The 18,116-nt window shown below is 68.0% G+C and carries 15 protein-coding genes and 1 pseudogene; 9 read left to right on the forward strand and 7 right to left on the reverse strand.

The genetic code is table 11. The annotated features are described in order from the left end of the window. Nucleotides 1–40: 40 nt before the first annotated feature. The 3 genes from KGQ91_RS14415 to KGQ91_RS14425 are packed head-to-tail and all read right to left on the reverse strand — an operon-like array spanning nt 41 to nt 2,996. On the reverse strand, nt 41–1,555 hold the full coding sequence (locus KGQ91_RS14415; RefSeq protein WP_224421302.1) for a tripartite tricarboxylate transporter permease: 1,515 nt from the start codon (nt 1,553–1,555) through the stop codon (nt 41–43). Continuing rightward, on the reverse strand, nt 1,555–2,007 hold the full coding sequence (locus KGQ91_RS14420) for a tripartite tricarboxylate transporter TctB family protein (protein WP_224421426.1): 453 nt from the start codon (nt 2,005–2,007) through the stop codon (nt 1,555–1,557). Before KGQ91_RS14420 ends, KGQ91_RS14415 begins: the two co-directional genes overlap by 1 nt. A gap of 2 nt (nt 2,008–2,009) precedes the next feature. Beyond that, a complete protein-coding gene (locus tag KGQ91_RS14425; RefSeq protein ID WP_163649016.1) occupies nt 2,010–2,996 on the reverse strand; it encodes a Bug family tripartite tricarboxylate transporter substrate binding protein in 987 nt (328 codons plus the stop codon). A gap of 208 nt (nt 2,997–3,204) precedes the next feature. On the opposite strand from KGQ91_RS14425, the gene KGQ91_RS14430 reads away from it, so the two are divergent. Genes KGQ91_RS14430 through KGQ91_RS14450 form a run of 5 tightly spaced genes read left to right on the forward strand, consistent with a single transcriptional unit; the run spans nt 3,205 to nt 7,718 of the window. Further along, nucleotides 3,205–3,831, forward strand: a complete 627-nt coding sequence (locus tag KGQ91_RS14430) for an IclR family transcriptional regulator (protein ID WP_163649017.1) — start codon at nt 3,205–3,207, stop codon at nt 3,829–3,831. Continuing rightward, nucleotides 3,828–4,490, forward strand: a complete 663-nt coding sequence (locus KGQ91_RS14435; protein ID WP_224421303.1) for a response regulator transcription factor — start codon at nt 3,828–3,830, stop codon at nt 4,488–4,490. Before KGQ91_RS14430 ends, KGQ91_RS14435 begins: the two co-directional genes overlap by 4 nt. Then, nucleotides 4,487–5,848 carry a sensor histidine kinase gene (locus tag KGQ91_RS14440; protein ID WP_224421304.1) on the forward strand — a complete coding sequence of 454 codons (1,362 nt, stop codon included), beginning with the start codon at nt 4,487–4,489 and terminating at the stop codon, nt 5,846–5,848. The genes KGQ91_RS14435 and KGQ91_RS14440 overlap by 4 nt, the downstream gene beginning before the upstream one ends. Continuing rightward, nucleotides 5,845–6,954, forward strand: coding sequence for an ABC transporter substrate-binding protein (locus KGQ91_RS14445; RefSeq protein WP_224421305.1), 1,110 nt, complete (start codon nt 5,845–5,847; stop codon nt 6,952–6,954). The genes KGQ91_RS14440 and KGQ91_RS14445 overlap by 4 nt, the downstream gene beginning before the upstream one ends. Next, the gene (locus KGQ91_RS14450) at nt 6,951–7,718 is read left to right on the forward strand and encodes a TlyA family RNA methyltransferase (RefSeq protein WP_224421306.1); all 768 of its coding nucleotides are present in this window, start codon (nt 6,951–6,953) and stop codon (nt 7,716–7,718) included. The genes KGQ91_RS14445 and KGQ91_RS14450 overlap by 4 nt, the downstream gene beginning before the upstream one ends. 20 nt (nt 7,719–7,738) lie before the next feature. Here the strand turns inward: KGQ91_RS14450 and mscK are convergent, their stop codons facing one another. Continuing rightward, entirely contained in the window at nt 7,739–11,101 is a 3,363-nt protein-coding gene (gene mscK / locus KGQ91_RS14455; RefSeq protein WP_224421307.1) for a mechanosensitive channel MscK, read from the reverse strand. A gap of 137 nt (nt 11,102–11,238) precedes the next feature. Here mscK and KGQ91_RS14460 point away from each other — a divergent pair, with 137 nt between their 5' ends. From KGQ91_RS14460 to KGQ91_RS14475, 4 genes are read left to right on the forward strand one after another with little or no spacing between them, the layout of a single operon-like run. Beyond that, nucleotides 11,239–12,168, forward strand: coding sequence for a phospholipase A (locus KGQ91_RS14460; protein WP_163649023.1), 930 nt, complete (start codon nt 11,239–11,241; stop codon nt 12,166–12,168). A gap of 59 nt (nt 12,169–12,227) precedes the next feature. Further along, nucleotides 12,228–12,569 carry an ElaB/YgaM/YqjD family protein gene (locus KGQ91_RS14465; protein ID WP_163649024.1) on the forward strand — a complete coding sequence of 114 codons (342 nt, stop codon included), beginning with the start codon at nt 12,228–12,230 and terminating at the stop codon, nt 12,567–12,569. Further along, nucleotides 12,569–12,964: a phage holin family protein gene (locus KGQ91_RS14470; RefSeq protein ID WP_163649025.1), complete on the forward strand. Its 396-nt coding sequence runs from the start codon at nt 12,569–12,571 to the stop codon at nt 12,962–12,964. The genes KGQ91_RS14465 and KGQ91_RS14470 overlap by 1 nt, the downstream gene beginning before the upstream one ends. Continuing rightward, on the forward strand, nt 12,951–13,244 hold the full coding sequence (locus tag KGQ91_RS14475; RefSeq protein WP_163649026.1) for a YqjK-like family protein: 294 nt from the start codon (nt 12,951–12,953) through the stop codon (nt 13,242–13,244). Before KGQ91_RS14470 ends, KGQ91_RS14475 begins: the two co-directional genes overlap by 14 nt. A gap of 98 nt (nt 13,245–13,342) precedes the next feature. On the opposite strand, the gene KGQ91_RS14480 is transcribed toward KGQ91_RS14475, so the two are convergent. From KGQ91_RS14480 to KGQ91_RS14490, 3 genes and pseudogenes are all read right to left on the reverse strand, one after another. Continuing rightward, the gene (locus KGQ91_RS14480) at nt 13,343–15,202 is read right to left on the reverse strand and encodes a DUF3413 domain-containing protein (protein WP_163649028.1); all 1,860 of its coding nucleotides are present in this window, start codon (nt 15,200–15,202) and stop codon (nt 13,343–13,345) included. A 309-nt stretch (nt 15,203–15,511) separates the two neighbouring features. After that, a pseudogene (gene egtB, locus KGQ91_RS14485) lies at nt 15,512–16,812 on the reverse strand (ergothioneine biosynthesis protein EgtB). Between the two features lie 101 nt (nt 16,813–16,913). After that, nucleotides 16,914–18,095 carry a BaiN/RdsA family NAD(P)/FAD-dependent oxidoreductase gene (locus tag KGQ91_RS14490; RefSeq protein ID WP_224414604.1) on the reverse strand — a complete coding sequence of 394 codons (1,182 nt, stop codon included), beginning with the start codon at nt 18,093–18,095 and terminating at the stop codon, nt 16,914–16,916. Nucleotides 18,096–18,116: the final 21 nt, after the last annotated feature.

Here is an 18,116-nt window from a genome sequence, read left to right on the forward strand (position 1 = left end):
ATGGCCGGCGGGGATCTCTTGACCCGGTCTGGCCGGGCGCTCAGTCCGGCTGCGCGCCCGCCTTCATCCGGCGCCGCAGGATCGGCCCGACGATCACCGGCAGCACCAGCCCGGCGATGGCGATCGCCCACAGGGTGATCGACAGCGGGCTGCTCCAAAGGACCATCCAGTCGCCGTCGGAGATCTGCATCGCGTGGCGCAGGTTCTTCTCCATCTCCGGACCCAGCAGCATGCCCAGGATCACCGGTACCAGCGGGATCTCCAGCTTGCGCAGGAAATAGCCGGCCACGCCGAACGCCACCATGAAGTACAAATCCACGGGCGAGTGGCTGATCGAGTAGATGCCCACGAAGGCGACCATGGTCACCATCGGCAGCAGGTACATCGGCGGCACCGAGAGCAGCTTGACGAACACCCCGACCAGCGGAATGTTGAGCACCAGCAGCAGGAAGTTGCCGATCAGCAGTGCCGCGATCACCCCCCACACCACGTCGGCGTTCTGGGTGAACATCAGCGGCCCGGGGGTGATGTTGAAGGAGATCAGCATCGCCAGCAGCACCGCGGTGGTGCCACTGCCCGGCACGCCCAGCGTCAGCATGGGCACCAGGGCCCCGCTCGAGGCGCCGTTGTTGCCGGCCTCCGGGGCGGCCACACCGCGCGAGTCGCCCTCGCCGAAACGGTTCTTGCTGCCCAGGATCTTCTTCTCCAGCGTATAGCTGATGAAGCTGCCCAGCGAGGCGCCGGCCCCCGGCAGGACCCCGGAGATGAAGCCGATCACGCCGCCGCGAAAGGAAGTCGGCAGGATCTCGCGAATATCCTTCCACTTCAGCGAGAGCTTGTTGACCCGGATCATCTCGCGGCCGGCCCCGGCCTTCTCCTCGATGAACACCAGCAGTTCGGAGACCGCAAACAGGCCGACGATGGCAATGATGAAGTCGACCCCCTCGTAGAGTTCCAGGGTACCGAAGGTGAAGCGCTGCACGCCGGTCGACAGGTCGATGCCCACGGTGGCGATCATCAGCCCCAGCGCCGCGGCGAGAATGGTCTTGACCGGGTTCTTGCCGGTGATGCCGCCCAGGGTGGCGAAGGCCAGCACGAACAGCGCGAAGTATTCGGCCGCGCCGAAGGTCAGCGCGAACCTGGCGAGCAGCGGCGCCAGCAGGATCAGGCCCACGGTGGCGATCAGGCTGCCGATGAACGAGGCCACCGCGGAGATCGCCAGCGCTTCGGCGGCGCGCCCCTGCCGGGCCATCGGGTAACCGTCCAGACAGGTCATCATCGCCGGCTCGTCACCGGGGATGTTGAGCAGGATCGACGAGATGCGCCCGCCGTACATGGCGCCGGCGTAGACCGCGGTGAGCATGATCAGCGCGGTTTCCGGGCGCAGCCCCAGGGTGAACGCCAGCGGGATCAGGATCGCCACACCGTTGGCCGGGCCGAGACCGGGCAGCGCACCGATCAGGGTGCCCAGGAAGGCGCCCATCAGCGCGAACATCAGATTGTGCGGCGCCAGCGCGACGCCGAAGCCGTCGATCAGATAATTGAGGGTATCCATCAGTGTCCCTCCACGAAGGCCAGCACGCCCCAGGGCAGCGGCAGCTCAAGCAGGTAATTGAACAGCGCGAAGACCACGATGCCGCCGATCAGGCCACTCAGGTAGGCGCGCAGCGGCGGCGCCCCCATGCGCCAGCACAGGGTACCGATCGCCAGCATGGTGGCGACGATGAAGCCCACCGGCTCGAGAATCAGGGTGTAGGCGATCAGCACCGCCACCGCGATCAGCATCTCCAGGGCCGTGCGCCCCTTCGGCCAGGGATTGCCGGGGTCGGGCCGCACGATCAGGTAGAGACTGCAGGCCGCCAGCACCACGGCGAGAATCGTCGGGAAGGTCCTGGGCCCGACGGCCTCGCCGCCGCCGAACGGCTCGGAAAACTGCTGGGCGCCCCAGCCGTACGCGACGGCCAGGGCGAGCATCAGCAGACCGAAGACACGGTCGTTGAGACGCAACATTACTTGATCAGCCCGATTTCTTTGGACAGTGCCTGGATGTCATCGATCTGGGTCTTGACGTACTGCTCGAACTGGCCCTGCCCCGGGTGGAACGGCATCAGGCCGTTCTTCTTCATGACGTCCTTCCACTCGTCGCTCTTGTAGAGCGTGTCGACGGCGTCGACCCAGTACTGCCTGGCGTCGTCGGAAATCTTGCCCGGCATGTAGAAGCCGCGCCAGTTGGCGCCGATGGCGTCGATGCCCTGTTCCTTGGCGGTGGGAATGTCCGAGAACTTGCCCGGCAGACGCTGGTCGGCCAGCACCGCGAGGATGCGCAGATCACCGGATTCCATGAAGCCCTGGGCCTCGGAGATGTCACCGGTGAAGGCATCGACATGGCCACCCACCACCTGGGTCATCGCCTCGCCGCCGTTGTTGTACGACAGGTAGGGAATCTTCGGCAGGTTGTCGACGCCGGCCTTGTTGGCGGCGATCAGCACCTTGAGATGATCCCAGCCGCCATTGGCGCTGCCACCGGCGAACTTGACCGCCTTGGGATTCTTCTTCAGCGCGTCCATCAGCGCCGGAAGATCCTTGTACTTGGAGTCCTTGGCCACGGCGATGACGCCGTAGTCGGCCCCCACGGCGCCGATCCAGTTGACGTCGTCGGCACTCATGCCCGGGAACTGCCCCTGGGCGAGACGCGTGGTGGTGGCGGTGGACGCCGCGACCAGCAGCTGGTCATCGTCGGAGCGCTTGCTGACGGTATGCGCGTAGGCCACGCCGCCCCCGGCACCCGCCATGTTGATGGTCTGCACGCTGCCCGGGACCAGATCGAGATCCTCGAGCACCTTGCCCACGCTGCGACAGGTGAAGTCCCAGCCGCCGCCCGGGTCGGCCGGCGCGATGCAGTCCACCTTGCCGGAGGGCTGGAAGGCCATGGCCAGGCCGGCGCTGAGCGTCAGCGATGCCGCGGCGAGAAACTTGAGAGGCGTTCTCATCGACATTGTTATCGTCCCCTATGAACGGTGTATTGGATTCAGCCTGAACGGCTTGCAGAAACCTGACGCCTGCCTTACAATTCTGTAAGGAAGAACATCGTTCTACAGAATGGAAAGCTAGGGTTCCTGAGCGCGGGCGTCAACGCCTGCGCCCAAGGTTGCGACCAAAGTTGAATGCGACCGCAACGCCGGTCATGGAGATAAAGGGCCCGTCATGGCACAGGATCGCGTCGAGGCCGTGGAACGCGCGCTGACGATCCTCGAGGTTTTCGATAACGCTCAGGAACGCTTCTCGCTCGCCGAGCTGGCCACGGCCACCGGGTTCTACAAGAGCACGCTGCTGCGTCTGCTGGGCTCCCTGGAACGTTTCGACTATGTCCAGCGCGACCGCGACGGGCGCTACCGGCTGGGGCACTCCCCCGTGCGCCTGGCCCGGCGCCACCTCCCGCAGCGCCGCCTGGAGGCCTGGATTCGCCCCGCCCTGGAGGCGCTGGCGGAGGACAGCGGCGAGACGGCGTCGCTGCTGGCCGTGGAAGGCCGCCACGCCGAGTGCCGGCTGGTGGCCCTGGCCGACAGCGCCCTGCGCCATGACCTGCGTCCCGGCACACGCTGGCGCACGCCCGAGCCCGACTCGCCGGCGCTGGCCTTCGCCGGAGGCTGCATGATCTGCCGCCCGCTGGCCGAGTCGCCCACCGTGGATCTGCCCCTGTGGCTGGCGCTTTCCGGCCCGGCGGGCCGCCTGGATGCCGCCGACGCCGCGAGTCGACTCGACGCCGCCGTCAATGCCCTGGCGCGCCGGCCGCTGGACGGCCCGACTCACGACCCGGAGGCCACGCCATGAAACTGCTGCTGGTGGAGGACGACACCCTGCTGGCGGAAACGCTGCAGGATGCCCTGGGGCTGGCCGGCTACTCCGTCGGCTGCCTCGCCGACGGCAACGAGGCCCGCGAGCGGCTCGCCGGCCGGCACGACTTCGCGCTGATCCTGCTCGATCTCAACCTGCCCGGCTGCAGCGGGCTCGAGGTGCTGGCCACATTGCGTGGCCACGATGCCGACACGCCGGTGCTGATCCTCACCGCCCGGGGCGCCATCGAGGACCGGGTACGCGGCCTGGACCTGGGCGCCGACGACTACCTGGCCAAGCCGTTCGCCCTGGACGAGCTAGAGGCCCGCGTGCGAGCCCTGCTGCGCCGCCGCCACCCCTCCGGCGCCCATCTTCAGGTCGGTCCGCTGGCGTTCGACGGCCTGGCCCAGCGCTTCACCCTCGACGATGAACCGCTCAACCTGCCGCCACGCGAACAGCGCCTGCTGGGCTGCCTGATGCGCCATGCCGGCGAGCCGATCGACAAGGCGCAGCTGGCCGGCGAGGCCTTCGCCACGGACTCCGTCGGCGACAACGCCATCGAGGTCTATGTGCACCGGCTGCGCCGGCGCCTGGCCGGCCGCGGCGTCGAGCTGCGCACGATACGCGGGCTGGGTTACCTGCTGACCGAGTCATGAAGGCCACCGACAGCCTCTACCGGCGCCTGATCCTCTGGCTGCTGCTGCCGCTGCTGGGGCTGGGCGCGCTGATGCTGATGCAGGCCTACCGCAGTGCCCACGATGCCGCCGACCGTGCCTTCGATCGTCTGCTCGAGGCCGCCTCGCTGGCCATCGCCGAGCAGGTCAAGTGGCAGGACAAGCAGCTCTGGCTGGATCTGCCGCCCGCCGCGCTGGAGATGCTGGCCACGGATGCCGAGGAGCGGGTGTTCTACGCGCTCTACGACAACCACGGCCGTTTCATCACCGGCAACGCCGACCTGCCCGCGGTCCCCGGCGGCGCTGATACCCTGCGCTTCGCCGATACCCACTGGCACGGCATGACCCTGCGCGTCGGGGTGCGCCCCGCACGGCTGGACAGCTGGAGCCAGCGGGAACGCTTCGAGGTGCGGGTCGCCCACACCCGGGAGGGCCGCGACCAGCTGACGTGGTCGCTGTTCACCGGCAGTGCCGGTCGCATCGCCCTGATGGCACTGCTGGCGATCGCCGTGGTCCTGCTGGCGATTCGCATCGCCCTGGCGCCGCTGACCCGGCTGCGACGCGCCATCCGCCATCGCGATCCGCGGACCCTGGCGCCCCTGGACCTGCCGCTGCCCCGCGAGCTGGCCGAACTGCGCGAGACGCTCAACGAGCTGCTGGCGCGCATGCGCCGCGTGCGCGCCAATCAGGAGCGCTTCATCGGCGACGCCTCGCACCAGCTGCGCACCCCGCTGGCCGGGCTGTCGGCGCGCGCCGAGCTGGCCCTGCGCCAGCCCGACCCCGCCAGCTGGCGTTCGGCCCTGGAGACCATCCAGGCCTCCAGTGCCCGCACCGCCCGGCTGGCGGTCCAGCTGTTGTCGTTGACCCGGCTCAACAACCCCGAAGCCACGCCGGTGACCTCGATGCTGGATCTGGTCGCCGTGGCACGCAACGCCACCCGGGATGCCTTCGCCGCCTGCCACCGCGCCGGCATTGCGCTCGAGCTCGACGCGCCCGATGACGCCATCCCCCTGACCGGCATCGACTGGCAGCTGGAAGAAGCCCTCAACAACCTGATCGACAATGCCCGCCGCTACGGCGCGCGCCACATCACCGTGCGCGTGCAGGCCGCCCCGCCCCGCCTCCAGGTCGAGGACGACGGCCCCGGCATCCCCACCGAGCGGCGGCGGCTGATGCTGCGGCCCTTCCATCGCGGCGCCGAGACCGGCGAGGGCTCCGGGCTCGGGCTGGCCATCGTCGACAGCATCGCCCGTGGGCACGGCGCCCGCCTGACCCTCGATGAGGGCCGGCACGGGCCGGGCCTGTGCGTGTCCATGACGTTTCAGGGAGATCGCGCATGAGCCTCGTCACCGCTCTGCTGGCCACCGTGCTGCTGGTGCTCTCGCCGATCGAGGTCGCCCTCGCCCAGTCGCGGCTCGATTACCCCGCGCGGGCCGGCGCTCCCGGCGAGACGCTGGTCATCAACGGCGCGCTGGACACCCCGTTGATCGCCCCGCTGCTCGAGGACTTTCATCATCGCAATCCGGATCTCGCCCTGCGCTACAACAACCTGACCACCCTGGCGATCTACCGCGACTTTCTCGACGATGACGCCACGCCACGCCCCGATGTGGTGCTGTCCTCGGCGATGCCCTGGCAGTACCGGCTGGCCAACGACGGCCATGCCCAGCCGCTGGCCAGCGAGGCGGCACGACGCTGGCCGGCCTGGGCCCGCTGGCGTCATGAACTGTTTGCCTTCACCTTCGAGCCGGTGGTCATCGTCTATCGCCGCGAGCTCGCCGAGCGCTTCGGCGCCGTGACCAGCCATGCCGACCTGGTTGACCTGCTGACCGGGCATCGCCGGGCACTGCGCGGGCGGGTCGTCACCTACGACCCGGCCACCAGCGGTGCCGGTTATACCTATGCCATCGAGGAGGCGCGGCTGTCGCCGCGCTACTGGGAGCTGGTAAATGCGCTGGGCGGCGTCGATACCGTGCTGGCCGGCACCACGCGCGACATGCTGGAGGGGCTGGCCGACGGACGCTACCTGATCGGCTACAACCTGCTGGGCAGTTACGCCCGGGACTTCGTCCGCGAGCACCCCGAGCTGGAGATCGCCGTCCCGGACGACTACGCCCTGGTCACCCAGCGGCTCGCCTTCATTCCTCGGGACGCCCCCCACCCGATGGCGGCGCGGCGCTTTCTCGACTACCTGCTCGGCGAGGCCGGTCAGCGTGCCATCAGCGAGCTGACCACCCTGGGCGCGATCCATCCCGCGCTGGACGGCCCCGGCACCGCCAACGCGCTGAGGCAACGTCTCGGCGACGCCCTGCGGCCGATCCGCATCGGCCCCGGCCTGCTGGCGACACTCGACCGCCTCAAGCGCGAGGCCCTGCTGACGCGCTGGACACGCGAGTTCCAGCGCGGCACGATCGCCGCCGACACCCGAGACGAGACCTCGCCATGATGCGACTCGACCTGCTGCTTGTCGCCCGGGGCCTGGCGCGTTCGCGCACGCGGGCCCAGCGACTGATCCGCCACGGCCGCGTCAGCGCCACCGACGCTCCCGAACGGCCGCTGACCCGCCCCGGCGAAAAGTGGCCCGAAGACACCGCCTTCACGATCACCGACGACCCCGAGGAGCGCTACGTCTCCCGGGCGGGGCTCAAGCTGGAAGCGCTGCTCGATACCCTCGCCCTGGATCTGAGCGACTGTCTGGTGCTGGATGTCGGCCAGTCCACCGGCGGCTTTACCGACTGCGCGCTGAAGCGCGGCGCCCGACACGTGATCGGCATCGAGGTGGGCCACGATCAGCTCGATGTCGCCCTGCGCGAGGATCCGCGCGTCACCTGCCTCGAGGGGCTCAATGCCCGGGCCATGAGTGACGATCCGCGCCTTCACGAGGCGCTCGCGGCCCACGATGCGCGCTGCCCACGGGTGGCGGTGATGGACGTCTCCTTCATCTCGCAGACCCGGATCCTGCCCGAAATCGCCCGCGTGCTGCCGTCGGGCGCGCATCTGCTGTCGCTGGTCAAGCCGCAGTTCGAGGTCGGACCCGGCCGGGTCGACGCCCGCGGCATCGTCACCGACCCCGCGCTGCATGCCGAGGTCGAAGCCGGGATTCGCGCCTGTGCCGCCGAGCACGGCTTTCGCGTCGACACCTGGCGGGAGAGCCCGATCCGCGGCGGCGACGGCAACCGCGAGTTCCTGCTCCACGCCCGGCGCGCCTGAACGGCGCCGGGTACTCCCCCTCAGCGCTCGGCGTCCCCCGCCTCGATACCCGCCGCCCCGGGGTCGCCCTGCTGCGGCTCGGGCGCCGCTCCCGGTGTCACGACGCGGCTCTCGACCCGTGCCTCGGCGCCGTCGGCACGATGCAGCCAGACCTCCAGCTGGTTGAAGGCGATCTCGATGCCGTGCTCGGCGAACAGCTCGCCGACCCGCCCGTTGATCTCGTCGGTGGCCAGCAGGCGATCCCCCAGGGTGTTGACGAAGATGCGCAGCTCGAAGTCCAGGGTGCTCGCCCCGTAGGTCATGAAGAACACCTGCGGCTCGGGATCGCCCAGCACCCGCGGGTTCTCGTCGGCGGCCCGGCGCAGCAGCTCGTGAACACGCCGATGATCGGAGCCGTAGGCCACGCCGAAGGTCAGCACCACCCGGGTGACGGTGTCCGACAGCGACCAGTTGATCAGCTGGTCGGTGACGAAGGTCTTGTTGGGGATGATGATCTCCTTGCGATCGAAGTCGGTCACGGTGGTGGCACGGATGCGGATGCGGCTGACGGTGCCATGCAGGTTGCCCAGCGTGATGGTGTCGCCGATGCGCACCGGCCGCTCGAAGAGGATGATCAGCCCCGAGATGAAGTTGGCGAAGATCTCCTGCAGACCGAACCCCAGCCCCACGCCGAGCGCGGCGACCAGCCACTGCAGCTTGTCCCAGGAAACGCCCAGCGTGCCCAGCGAGGCCACCACCCCGGTGCCGACGATGGCATAGGAGAGCAGCGAGGAGATCGCATAGGCGCTGCCCTGCTTGAGCGACAGCCGCGACAGCACCATCACTTCCAGCAGGCCGGGCAGGTTGCGCGCCATGACGAAGGTCAGCACCAGGGTAAACAGCCCTACCAGCAGGTCGGCCACGGTGATCGGCGTGGTGGTCAGCGCATCGCCCTGGCCCTGCTCGGTGGTCCAGACCGCCACGTGATCCAGGTAGGCCAGCGCGGTGAGCAGATCGGCCCAGACCAGATAGAGCACCAGCGTGAAGCCGAGAAACAGGATCAGCTTGGAGAGCCGCAGCGACTGCTGGTTGACCTGGTCGAGATCCAGCGGCGGTTCTTCCACGACCTCCACGCCACCCTCGGCACCCTCCTGCACCTGGGCCCGGCGACGGGCCACCGCCCGCCGGTAGGCCAGGCGCCGTGCGGCCACCGCCAGCCCCCGCACCACGGCCGCCTCGACCAGGATCCAGGCGCCCAGGATATACAGGCTGATCACGAAGCGGTTGATCAGCTGCAGGGCGGTATATTCGTAGCCCATCACGATCAGGCCGCCGAGCACCAGGCTGACGGCCGCCAGCCCCAGCCCGAGCAGCAGACGAAACACCTTGGTGCCGAAGAACGGCACATGGGCGAGAATCAGCCGGGCGATCACCCAGCTCATCGCCACCAGCCCGGCCAGCAGCACCAGCAGCGCCACGGGACGGCTTTCCAGCGACAGGCCGCCCTCCTGCGCCAGGGTACTGACCACCAGCACCGGCATCAGTGCGGCGCCCAGCCACCACAGCAGCCAGCGCAGGCGCGCGGCGTACTTCGCCGGCCAGTGAAAGTGCCGGATGGCCACGCCGTCGTTGACCAGCAGCCGTCGGGCCAGCTCGATCACCCCCCAGGCCAGCGCGAGATGCAGACAGGCCCAGCCCAGCAGGGTACGCGCGCCGTCACCGCCCAGGATCAGCGCCGCCCCCAGCCCGGCCAGCCCCAGCGGCCAGTGGGTCGCCAGCAGGGCGTTGAGGCCGATGGCACGCGGGGTATGCATCTGGGTATCGCGCTTGAGCCGACCGATCTCGTCGTTGAGCTGGCGCAGGGAGCGCTTGATCTGGCGGCGGCGCAGGACCAGGGCACCGGCCAGCAGTATCGGCACCAGCCCCCAGCCGGCAGCGGCCTTCAGCGGGCCGGCCAGGGCATGGCCGATCTGGCGCCACGCCTCCGGGGCGAGGCTCTCGGTCACGCTGGCCGGCAGATGACGCAGCCAGTCCAGGCCCAGCGGGCTGCGGTTGGCCACCCAGAACAGCTGCTCCTCGATGGTCTTGCGCAACCCGCGGGTGATGGAGACCAGCTGCTGCTGGTTGAGCTGCAGGTCGATGGCGGCGGTCAGCAGCTCCCCGTCGGCCTGCTCCAGCTCGTCGACCAGGTCGCGTCGCGACTGGTAGAGCTGCTCCAGAGACTTCAGCAGCGCGGGGGACGGGTCGACCCCGGCCGCCTCGAGTCGCTGGCGCGCCAGGGCGGGGATGTCGCGCAGGGCATCGCGCTGGCGGCTCAGCTCGAACTGCGCCAGCCGGATGTCCGCGATCTGCTCCTGCAGCCCCTCCATGGCATCGATGTCGGGCAGCTCGCGGCGCTGCTCGCGCAGGATTCGCGACAGCAGCAGGCTGCCGCGGATCGCCTCGATCTGCTCGGTCAGGGTACGCTGCACCTGCCGTACTCGATCCAGCTGGGTGCGCACCCGAACGCCCTTGCGCTCGTAGGTGTGCCGCCGGTCGATGGCATCGAGCAGCGACTGACTGAGCTCGCGATTGCGGGACTGGGCCTTGACCACCACCGGATGGCCGGCGGCGATCAGCGGGTCGCGGCTGGCCGCTTCGGTCACCGCCGCCTCGAGCTGCTGACGGCGACGCTGGTCGAGTACCGCCTGCTGCAGGTTGAGCCGTGCCTCGACGCTGTCGATACGCTGCCTCAGGGCATCACGCCGACGCTCCGCCAGCGAGTTGAGGCGGGTATTGGTGGCCAGCTGGCGGCGGTTCAGGGCCAGCTGGCTCTCGGCCAGCTGCAGCTGCGCCTGGGTCAGCCAGGCCTGCGGACTGTCCTCGGCGGCGGTCTGGTTATCGCGCGCCATGCGCAGCTTCTCGATCCTGTCCAGCGCCTCGGAAATTGTCTTCTGCGCCCGTTCGGGCAGCGTCTGAGTCTCGATCAGTCGGGAATTGGTGTCGGCCAGCCGGTTCTGCAGGGTCTGCAGTTCGTCCAGGGTCTGGGCGACATCCGCCTCCAGCTTCTCCTGGGAGAGCTTTTCCAGCTGCGAGGTGGCCGGCAGCGCCTGGCGCTCGCTGTCGCGGGCCTCTCGCTCCAGCCGATCGATTTCCTGAGGCGCCTGCTCGAGGCGCTTCTCGAGCGCAGCGCGCTCCTTCTCGACCGATTTTATCTTGTCGAGCGTGGTCAACACCGAGCGCAGCACCTCCATGGTGCCCTGCTGGCCCGAGTCGGGCTTGTCGACCGCCTCCAGGGTCTGCAGCTGCTGCTCGACGGTATCACGCTCCGGCAGCTGGACATCGTCCTGCGCCAGGGCCGCCAGACTCACCAGCCAGCTCGTCAGGATCACCCAGAAAAGTGCACTCCGCCACCACCTGCTCACGCCTGTCTCTCCTCTGACCGGCCACCTCGCCGCTGAGATTGTGCGGGGCGGCCACCCCCTTGGCAATCCGCCGGAATTGACTTGGCGGCCCGGCGTGGTAGAAACGGACCTTTGATGGTTCCCACAGGACGTAACTTATGGCCTTGTCGACCGCGTCGAGAGCACTATCACCGCTGTTGCTCTCGCTGACACTCGGCCTGCCGCTGATGGCTCTTGCCCAGGATAATCCAGCGACGGACCCCGCCACCGAGGCAGCGCTCGAACAGGCGCAGAATCGCCGTGCTCTGGAACGTGATTCCAATCGCAACCCGCTGGCGATCACCGTCTATCACCGCAACTATCTGCTGCCCTGGACCCACAACGCCAACCCCAATCAGAAGGACTTCGATGCCATCACCAACGAGGCCAACGCCGACAACGCCGAGGTCAAGTTCCAGCTGAGCCTGAAGATCAGCGTGCTCGACGACATCTTCGGCAACAACGGGGACCTGTACTTCGCCTATACCCAGCGCAGCTGGTGGCAGGCCTACAACTCCGATGCCTCGGCGCCCTTCCGCGAGACCAACTACGAGCCGGAGGCCTTTCTCAGCTTCGACAACGACCTGTCCTTCCTGGGCTGGACCAACACCCTCAACCGGATCGGCTTCGCGCACCAGTCCAATGGCCGTTCGCAGCCGCTGTCGCGCAGCTGGAACCGGGTCTATGCCGACCTGCTGTTCCAGCGCGGCGAATGGGCACTGAGTGTCGCGCCCCACTGGCGGGTCCCGGAAAGCCGTGCCAACGACGACAACCCCGATCTGGAAAACTACATCGGCTACGGCGACATCACCCTGGTCCGCGCCTTCGGCGACCAGGAGGTGTCGATGATGGTGCGCGGCAACCCCGGCAAGCAGCACTACGGGGTCCAGCTCGACTACTCGTTCCCGCTGGCCGGCAAGATTCGCGGCTATATCCAGTACTACGACGGCTACGGGGAAAGTCTGATCGACTATGACAATGACGTTCAGCGCCTGGGGCTTGGCTTCAGCCTCAATACCTTCCTCGCCGGGATCCCGGGAAGTCGTTGAACCGACAGGACACGCTGCTATGATGAGAGCGTCATTCATCGTCAAAGGAAGACACGACCATGGCCATGCATCCCACCGGGCATCACGATAACGAGGCCAGCACGGCCCAGCTGAAGGAAGACCTGCAGCACCTGTCCCGCACCGTCGAGGAACTCGTCGCCGCGACGGCCGAGGACTCGCGCAGCAACGTCAAGGAACTGCGTGACCGCGCCCAGCAACGGCTGCATGACACGCGCGCCCGCCTCGAGGCACGCGGCGAGAAGCTCTATCACGATACCCGGGACGGCATGCTCGATGGCGCCGACGCCTGCGATCGCTATGTCCGCGAGAACCCCTGGACCAGCATCGGCATCGGTACGGCAGTGGGCGTGGTCGTCGGCCTGCTGCTCGGACGTCGCTGATGTCGGAGAGCCAGGGACCGGCAGAACGCGTCATCGACGCCGCCCGACGCCTGATCGGCAACCTGGTCGCCACCGGCGAGACGCGCCTGCGTCTCGCGGTGCTCGAACTCGAGCTCGAGCGCGACCGGCTGCTGACCATACTGCTGCTGGTCGGCGCCAGCCTGATTCTCTTCCTGTTCGGCGTCGGCATGCTGTTGCTGCTGGTCGTCGTGCTGTACTGGGAGGACCATCGCCTGCTGGCAATCTCTCTCTGCGCGGCTGTCCTGCTGCTGCTGGCCGCCGGGCTGGCACTTCGGGCAAGGCGGCTGGCCAGACAGCGCCGGCTGATGGAATCCACACTGCATCATCTCGCCCAGGATCGTCAGGCACTGGAGCCGTCCCGTGACGCATCGTGAACGACTGGCCTATCGCGAGCGGCTCGACGCGCAGATTCTCCAGCAGCGCCTGGACATGGGCATGGCTCTGCGCGACTGGCGCGAGGCCACGGCCCCGATCGATCACGGCTGGCAGAAGCTGATGCGCTGGCGCGCGCCCACCCTTGCCGCCCTGGGGCTGGTGTCGTGGCGAACCCTGCGCCGCCCGCGCTCGGCCGGGCGGCTCACCCGCCGCCTCATGACCGGCCTGCTGCTGGCCAATCGTCTGCGTGCCGTCTACCGCTCGCTGCACCGCCACTGAACGGCATCACTCGGCGCTCCACAGCGCTTCTGTACACGCCCCCCTCGCATGACCGCCTGCGGCACCGGCCCGGCCGGCGCCGCAGGCATCACGCTCATTCATCGCGCATAGAACGCACGCATCGCCTGCATCGCCTGGCGCACGGCCGGCGAGATCGTCTCCTCCAGGGGGTTCAGCTGCCGATCCACCACCCGCCAGCTGCCGGCGGTATTGATCACGGTGATGCGATCGTCCTCGATCACGGCATTGTCCAGGTAGCTGCTGGCCATGACCCAGTCATGATCCAGCCCCGGCTTCAGCAGGTCCTGGCCCTGGGCATAGTCGCCGACCGGGTTCGTGCAGCCCAGCGCATGGCGCATCAGCATGGGCACCACGTCCAGATGGCTGGTGGTGCCGCGATGCTCGCCCGGGGTCACGCCGGGGCCGTGAACGATCATCGGCACCTGCGTCTGGGGCGAGGCGAAATGGCTGTTGTGGCCCCAGTAGTTGCGACCGAAGTCATTGAACGACTCGCCATGATCGCCGGTGATCACCACCAGTGTATTCCGCCACTCGCCGTGGCGCTTCAGGTCCTCGATCACGCGACCGATGCGCTGGTCCACGTTGTAGACGGCATTGCGGTGCAGGTTGAAATAGGGCTCGGGATCGGTATCCGGCCCCAGATCCAGGTAGTTCATGCTGGAGGCCGAGGGCTGATAGGGGGTCTCGCCCCCCTTTGGCACGCTGTAGCCGTGCGGTGCATCGTAGAAGACCATGCCGAACCAGGGGCGGTCGTCCCCGCTGTCGCGGCGCCGGGCCTGCCAGTCGAGCCATTCCCGGGTCAGCAGCCGATCCCGCTCGGCGGGGGTGTCGCCGTCGGGCGAGTCGCGCAGGTCGGTCACGGAGGAGAAGATCGAGCGGTCGAAGCCGACGCTGTCGAGGCTCGCCGAGGCGAAGATGCCGAGCCGATAATCATTGGCCTGCAACTGCTCGAGCAGCAGCGACGGCGTCTGGGAATTCTGCAGCCGATGATAGTAATTGCCGGTCAGGCTGTAGAACAGGCTCATGACCCCGGTGCGGGTGCTGTTGCCGCCGCTGTAGTGGTTCATGAAACGCCGTGAGTCGCCCTTCAGCTCGCGCACCATGACCGGCGTGTTGCGCGGTCCGTACTCGTCGTGGCGCCAGGTGTCGACCAGCACCAGCAGCACGTTGGGCGGCGTGTCTCCCGGGCTGCACTGCAGCGGCGCCTTCGGCCAGTCGATGTCGTCGGGCGCATCGTGGGTGATGTCGGCCCGTGCCGCGCGCATGGCGCGCGGGTCGAGCCAGCCGTGGGCCTCCATGAAGCTCTTGGCCGTGGCCGGGAACAGCAGGGGAAAGATATTGACCTGCTGGGTCACGCTGCGCTGGTAGCGCGCATCGGCGACGATGTGGATGGCGTGACTGGCCACCAGCGCCAGCAGCAGCACGCTACAGCCCCGCCACAAGGGCAGCCGACGCACCCGCTCGCTGCCCAGCAGCCGCCAGGCCAGCCAGGCCTCGGCCAGCCATACGCCGAGCGACACCCCGGCGACGACCAGCCAGGTCGAGGTCGTGAAGCTGAAGATCTCGCCGTTCTTGTCATTGAGAAACAGCGACACCATGAAGTGATTGATATGAAAGCGATACTGGGCGAACACCACGGTGTCCACCAGCATCAGGCACAGCCCGGCCATGGCCAGCAGGCTGGCCGGCAGCCACAGCACGCGCCGCGGCAGGATCAGCGCCAGCACAGCCAGGGGCAGCCACGCCAGCAGGGCCAGGAAGCCGAAGTGACCGACCCAGGTCACGATGAGGTAGGCGATGCCCAGCGGGTCGTGCGGAACCTCGAGAAACGGCGTGTAACGAAGCGCGATCAGCCACACGGCGACCAGGTTGACCAGCGCAAAGGCCAGCGAACCCCGCAGCCGCTGCCGTAGGGAAGAAAGACGTGTCGAGTTCATGGACCTGCAACAGCAATGACGTGAAGGGGCGCCAGTATCGCACGATCACCCTCGTCTGCGCAGGCCCCTGCTCCTCGTGTCAGGGCTATTGCAGCAGATAGTTGCAACACGACTCAGGCTGATCCGTCGGCAGGTTGCGAGGGGGCGCCATGAACCCCTCCATGGGCGCTACCTACGCCATCTGACCGCCATGGATGGCGGAAATGCCGGAATGGAAAGGAACATTTTCCGGCCATGGCACAGGACCCCCTCTTCAACCTGCCCCCGGCGCCCTCGTCAGAGCCAACTGAGATTGTCCTGCTCCTCGTGTCAGCCATCCCGCGCCAGGCGAAAGCCGCTGAAGGCCCAGCGGGCCTGCGGGGGGAAGAAGTTGCGATAGGTCTCCCGGACATGGGCCCGCGGCGTGATACAGGCCCCCCCACGCAGCACCATCTGCCCCGACATGAACTTGCCGTTGTACTCGCCGAGGCTGCCGGCCGCCGTGCGAAAGCCGGGATAGGGCCGATAGGCACTGCCGGTCCACTCCCAGACATCGCCGAACAATTGACCCGGCCCTTCCCCGGCGCCGCCGCGGCCACCGGCTGCAGATGGTCGGCCTCGGCCAGATTGCCGGCCACCGGCACGTTGCGGGCGGCGACTTCCCATTCGGCCTCGTCGGGCAGGCGTGCCCCGGCCCAGCGGGCATAGGCGTCCGCCTCGAAGAAGCTCACATGGCACACTGGCGCCGCCGGATCCAGCGGCTTCAGCCCGCCGAGCGTCATGTGATGCCAGGCTCCGCCCTCCCGGCACCAGTAGAGCGGCGCCGACCACCCGGCCTCGTTGACCTGCTGCCAGCCATCGGCAAGCCAGTGGTCGGGGCGACGATAGCCGCCGTCCTCGATGAAGGCCAGGAACTCGCCGTTGGTGACCGGCCGTGCGGCCAGTTCGAAGGCTTCGAGAAAGCGCCGGTGACGAGGGCGTTCGTTGTCGAACGAGAAGCCGGTGTCCGTCTTCGCCACGCCGATCTCCTGCACCCCGGCCGGATAGGCATGCCAGGCGAGCGGAGCCGCCTCGACGGCAGGCGACGCTGCCAGGTCACCACGGTAGACCGGGTTCAGCGGATTCTGGGCGAGAATGTGCTTGATATCCATGAGCAGCAACTCCTGATGCTGCTGCTCATGGTGCAGCCCCAGCTCGACACGCTCACGAATGACGTCGGCGTGCCCGGCCGGTGGCGCCTGCAGCAGCTGCTCCATGGCCTGGTCCACATACGCACGATAACGGTATATTTCGGCCACCGTGGGACGCGAGATCACGCCGCGACGCGGGCGCGGGAACGGCTGGCCGTGGGTCTCGTAGTAGGAGTTGAACAGGCGGTCGTAGGCCGGATCGAAGGGATGGTAGCCATTCAGGAACGGGATCAGCAGGAAGGTTTCGAAGAACCAGCTGACATGCGCCAGATGCCACTTGGGTGGACTGACGTCGGGCATGCTCTGGACGACGTAGTCTTCGGCGTGCAACGGCGCACAGATCGTCTCGCTGGCCAGGCGCGTCCTTCGATAGCGCACACTCCACGCATCGGCCAGGTCGCAGGGGGCGTCATCGACGTGCGACATGAAGGAAGAGGACATGCTGCTGCTCCTGAAAATTCCGGTGTCATCCTTGGCTGCTCGTCCTCAGCGTAGGCAGCCATGCCGGACCTTCAAGGTACTCGCCTCATTTCGCCGTGCTTTTACAGAGCCAGACCACAGGCAACGCCCGACGACCAGGCCCACTGGAAATTGTGACCACCCAGCTCGCCGGTCACATCCAGCACCTCGCCGATGAAGCGCAGCTGCGGCAGCGCCTCGACCGCGAAGGTCTTCGATGAGATCGCTCGCGTATCCACCCCGCCCAGGGTCACCTCGGCGGTGCGCCAGCCCTCGGTACCGGCCGGCTTGATCGTCCAGTGGTTGAGACGTTCCCCCCAGCGCTGCAGGCGGGCATTGCTGCACTCGGCGAGCACCCCGTCATCGGCGTGCCATTCCACCAGCGCCTGCGCCAGACGCCGGGGCAGCTGCTGGGCCAGCCAGGTCGACAGATGACGCCGCGGCGACGCCTCGCGCGCCTCGCGCAGTGCCGCCACGGCGTCCATCCCGGGCAGCAGGTCGATCTCGAGGGCGTCTCCCGGCTGCCAGTAGCTGGAAATCTGCAGCATCGCCGGTCCGGACAGGCCGCGATGCGTGAACAGCAACGGCTCGCGATAGCTCCCGTCTCGGCAGCGCACCGCTACCTCGCAGGACACCCCCGCCAGATCGGCGGCCCGCGCCTTCCACTGCGAGGTCAGGGTAAAGGGCACCAGGGCGGCACGCAGTTCGGTCACCGCCAGCCCGAACTGGCGCGCCACCTCGTGGCCGAAACCGCTGGCCCCCATCGTCGGAATCGACAGCCCGCCGGTGGCGATGACCACCGCGCCCGTGTCGAGGGTGCCGGCGCTGGTGGTCAACCGCATGCCGTCGCCGACACGCTCGACGCGCTCGATTGAGGTCTTCAGCTGAATGTCGACGCCGGCCCAGTCGCACTCGGTCAGCAGCATGTCGAGGATCGGCCGCGACGAGTCGGCACAGAACAGCTGGCCCGGCGCCTTCTCGACCGGCTCGATGCCATGGCGCTCGACCAGCTCGAGGAAATGTTCAGGGCGGTAGCGCCTGAGCGCCGAGATGCAGAAATGCGGGTTGGCAGAAAAGAAGTTCCGCGGCCCGGTCGCCAGGTTGGTGAAGTTGCAGCGCCCGCCGCCGGACATCAGGATCTTCCTGCCGGGCTTGCCGGCATGATCGATCACCCGTACCCGCCGGCCGGCGTAGCCGGCGGTCAACGCACACATCAGGCCGGCGGCACCGGCGCCGATGACCACCACATCGGGGTTGGACCTCATCCTCGCGGACTCCGGGACGAC

This window comes from Modicisalibacter tunisiensis, assembly GCF_020148005.1.
Taxonomy (GTDB): domain Bacteria; phylum Pseudomonadota; class Gammaproteobacteria; order Pseudomonadales; family Halomonadaceae; genus Modicisalibacter; species Modicisalibacter tunisiensis.

Bases quoted from the DNA above. Each gene is read 5' to 3' on its own strand.
- KGQ91_RS14415 (WP_224421302.1), bottom strand. From the start codon at position 1,555: ATGGATACCCTCAATTATCTGATCGACGGCTTCGGCGTCGCGCTGGCG.
- KGQ91_RS14425 (WP_163649016.1), bottom strand. From the start codon at position 2,996: ATGTCGATGAGAACGCCTCTCAAGTTTCTCGCCGCGGCATCGCTGACG.
- KGQ91_RS14430 (WP_163649017.1), top strand. From the start codon at position 3,205: ATGGCACAGGATCGCGTCGAGGCCGTGGAACGCGCGCTGACGATCCTC.
- KGQ91_RS14435 (WP_224421303.1), top strand. From the start codon at position 3,828: ATGAAACTGCTGCTGGTGGAGGACGACACCCTGCTGGCGGAAACGCTG.
- KGQ91_RS14440 (WP_224421304.1), top strand. From the start codon at position 4,487: ATGAAGGCCACCGACAGCCTCTACCGGCGCCTGATCCTCTGGCTGCTG.
- KGQ91_RS14445 (WP_224421305.1), top strand. From the start codon at position 5,845: ATGAGCCTCGTCACCGCTCTGCTGGCCACCGTGCTGCTGGTGCTCTCG.
- KGQ91_RS14450 (WP_224421306.1), top strand. From the start codon at position 6,951: ATGATGCGACTCGACCTGCTGCTTGTCGCCCGGGGCCTGGCGCGTTCG.
- KGQ91_RS14460 (WP_163649023.1), top strand. From the start codon at position 11,239: ATGGCCTTGTCGACCGCGTCGAGAGCACTATCACCGCTGTTGCTCTCG.
- KGQ91_RS14465 (WP_163649024.1), top strand. From the start codon at position 12,228: ATGGCCATGCATCCCACCGGGCATCACGATAACGAGGCCAGCACGGCC.
- KGQ91_RS14470 (WP_163649025.1), top strand. From the start codon at position 12,569: ATGTCGGAGAGCCAGGGACCGGCAGAACGCGTCATCGACGCCGCCCGA.
- KGQ91_RS14480 (WP_163649028.1), bottom strand. From the start codon at position 15,202: ATGAACTCGACACGTCTTTCTTCCCTACGGCAGCGGCTGCGGGGTTCG.
- KGQ91_RS14490 (WP_224414604.1), bottom strand. From the start codon at position 18,095: ATGAGGTCCAACCCCGATGTGGTGGTCATCGGCGCCGGTGCCGCCGGC.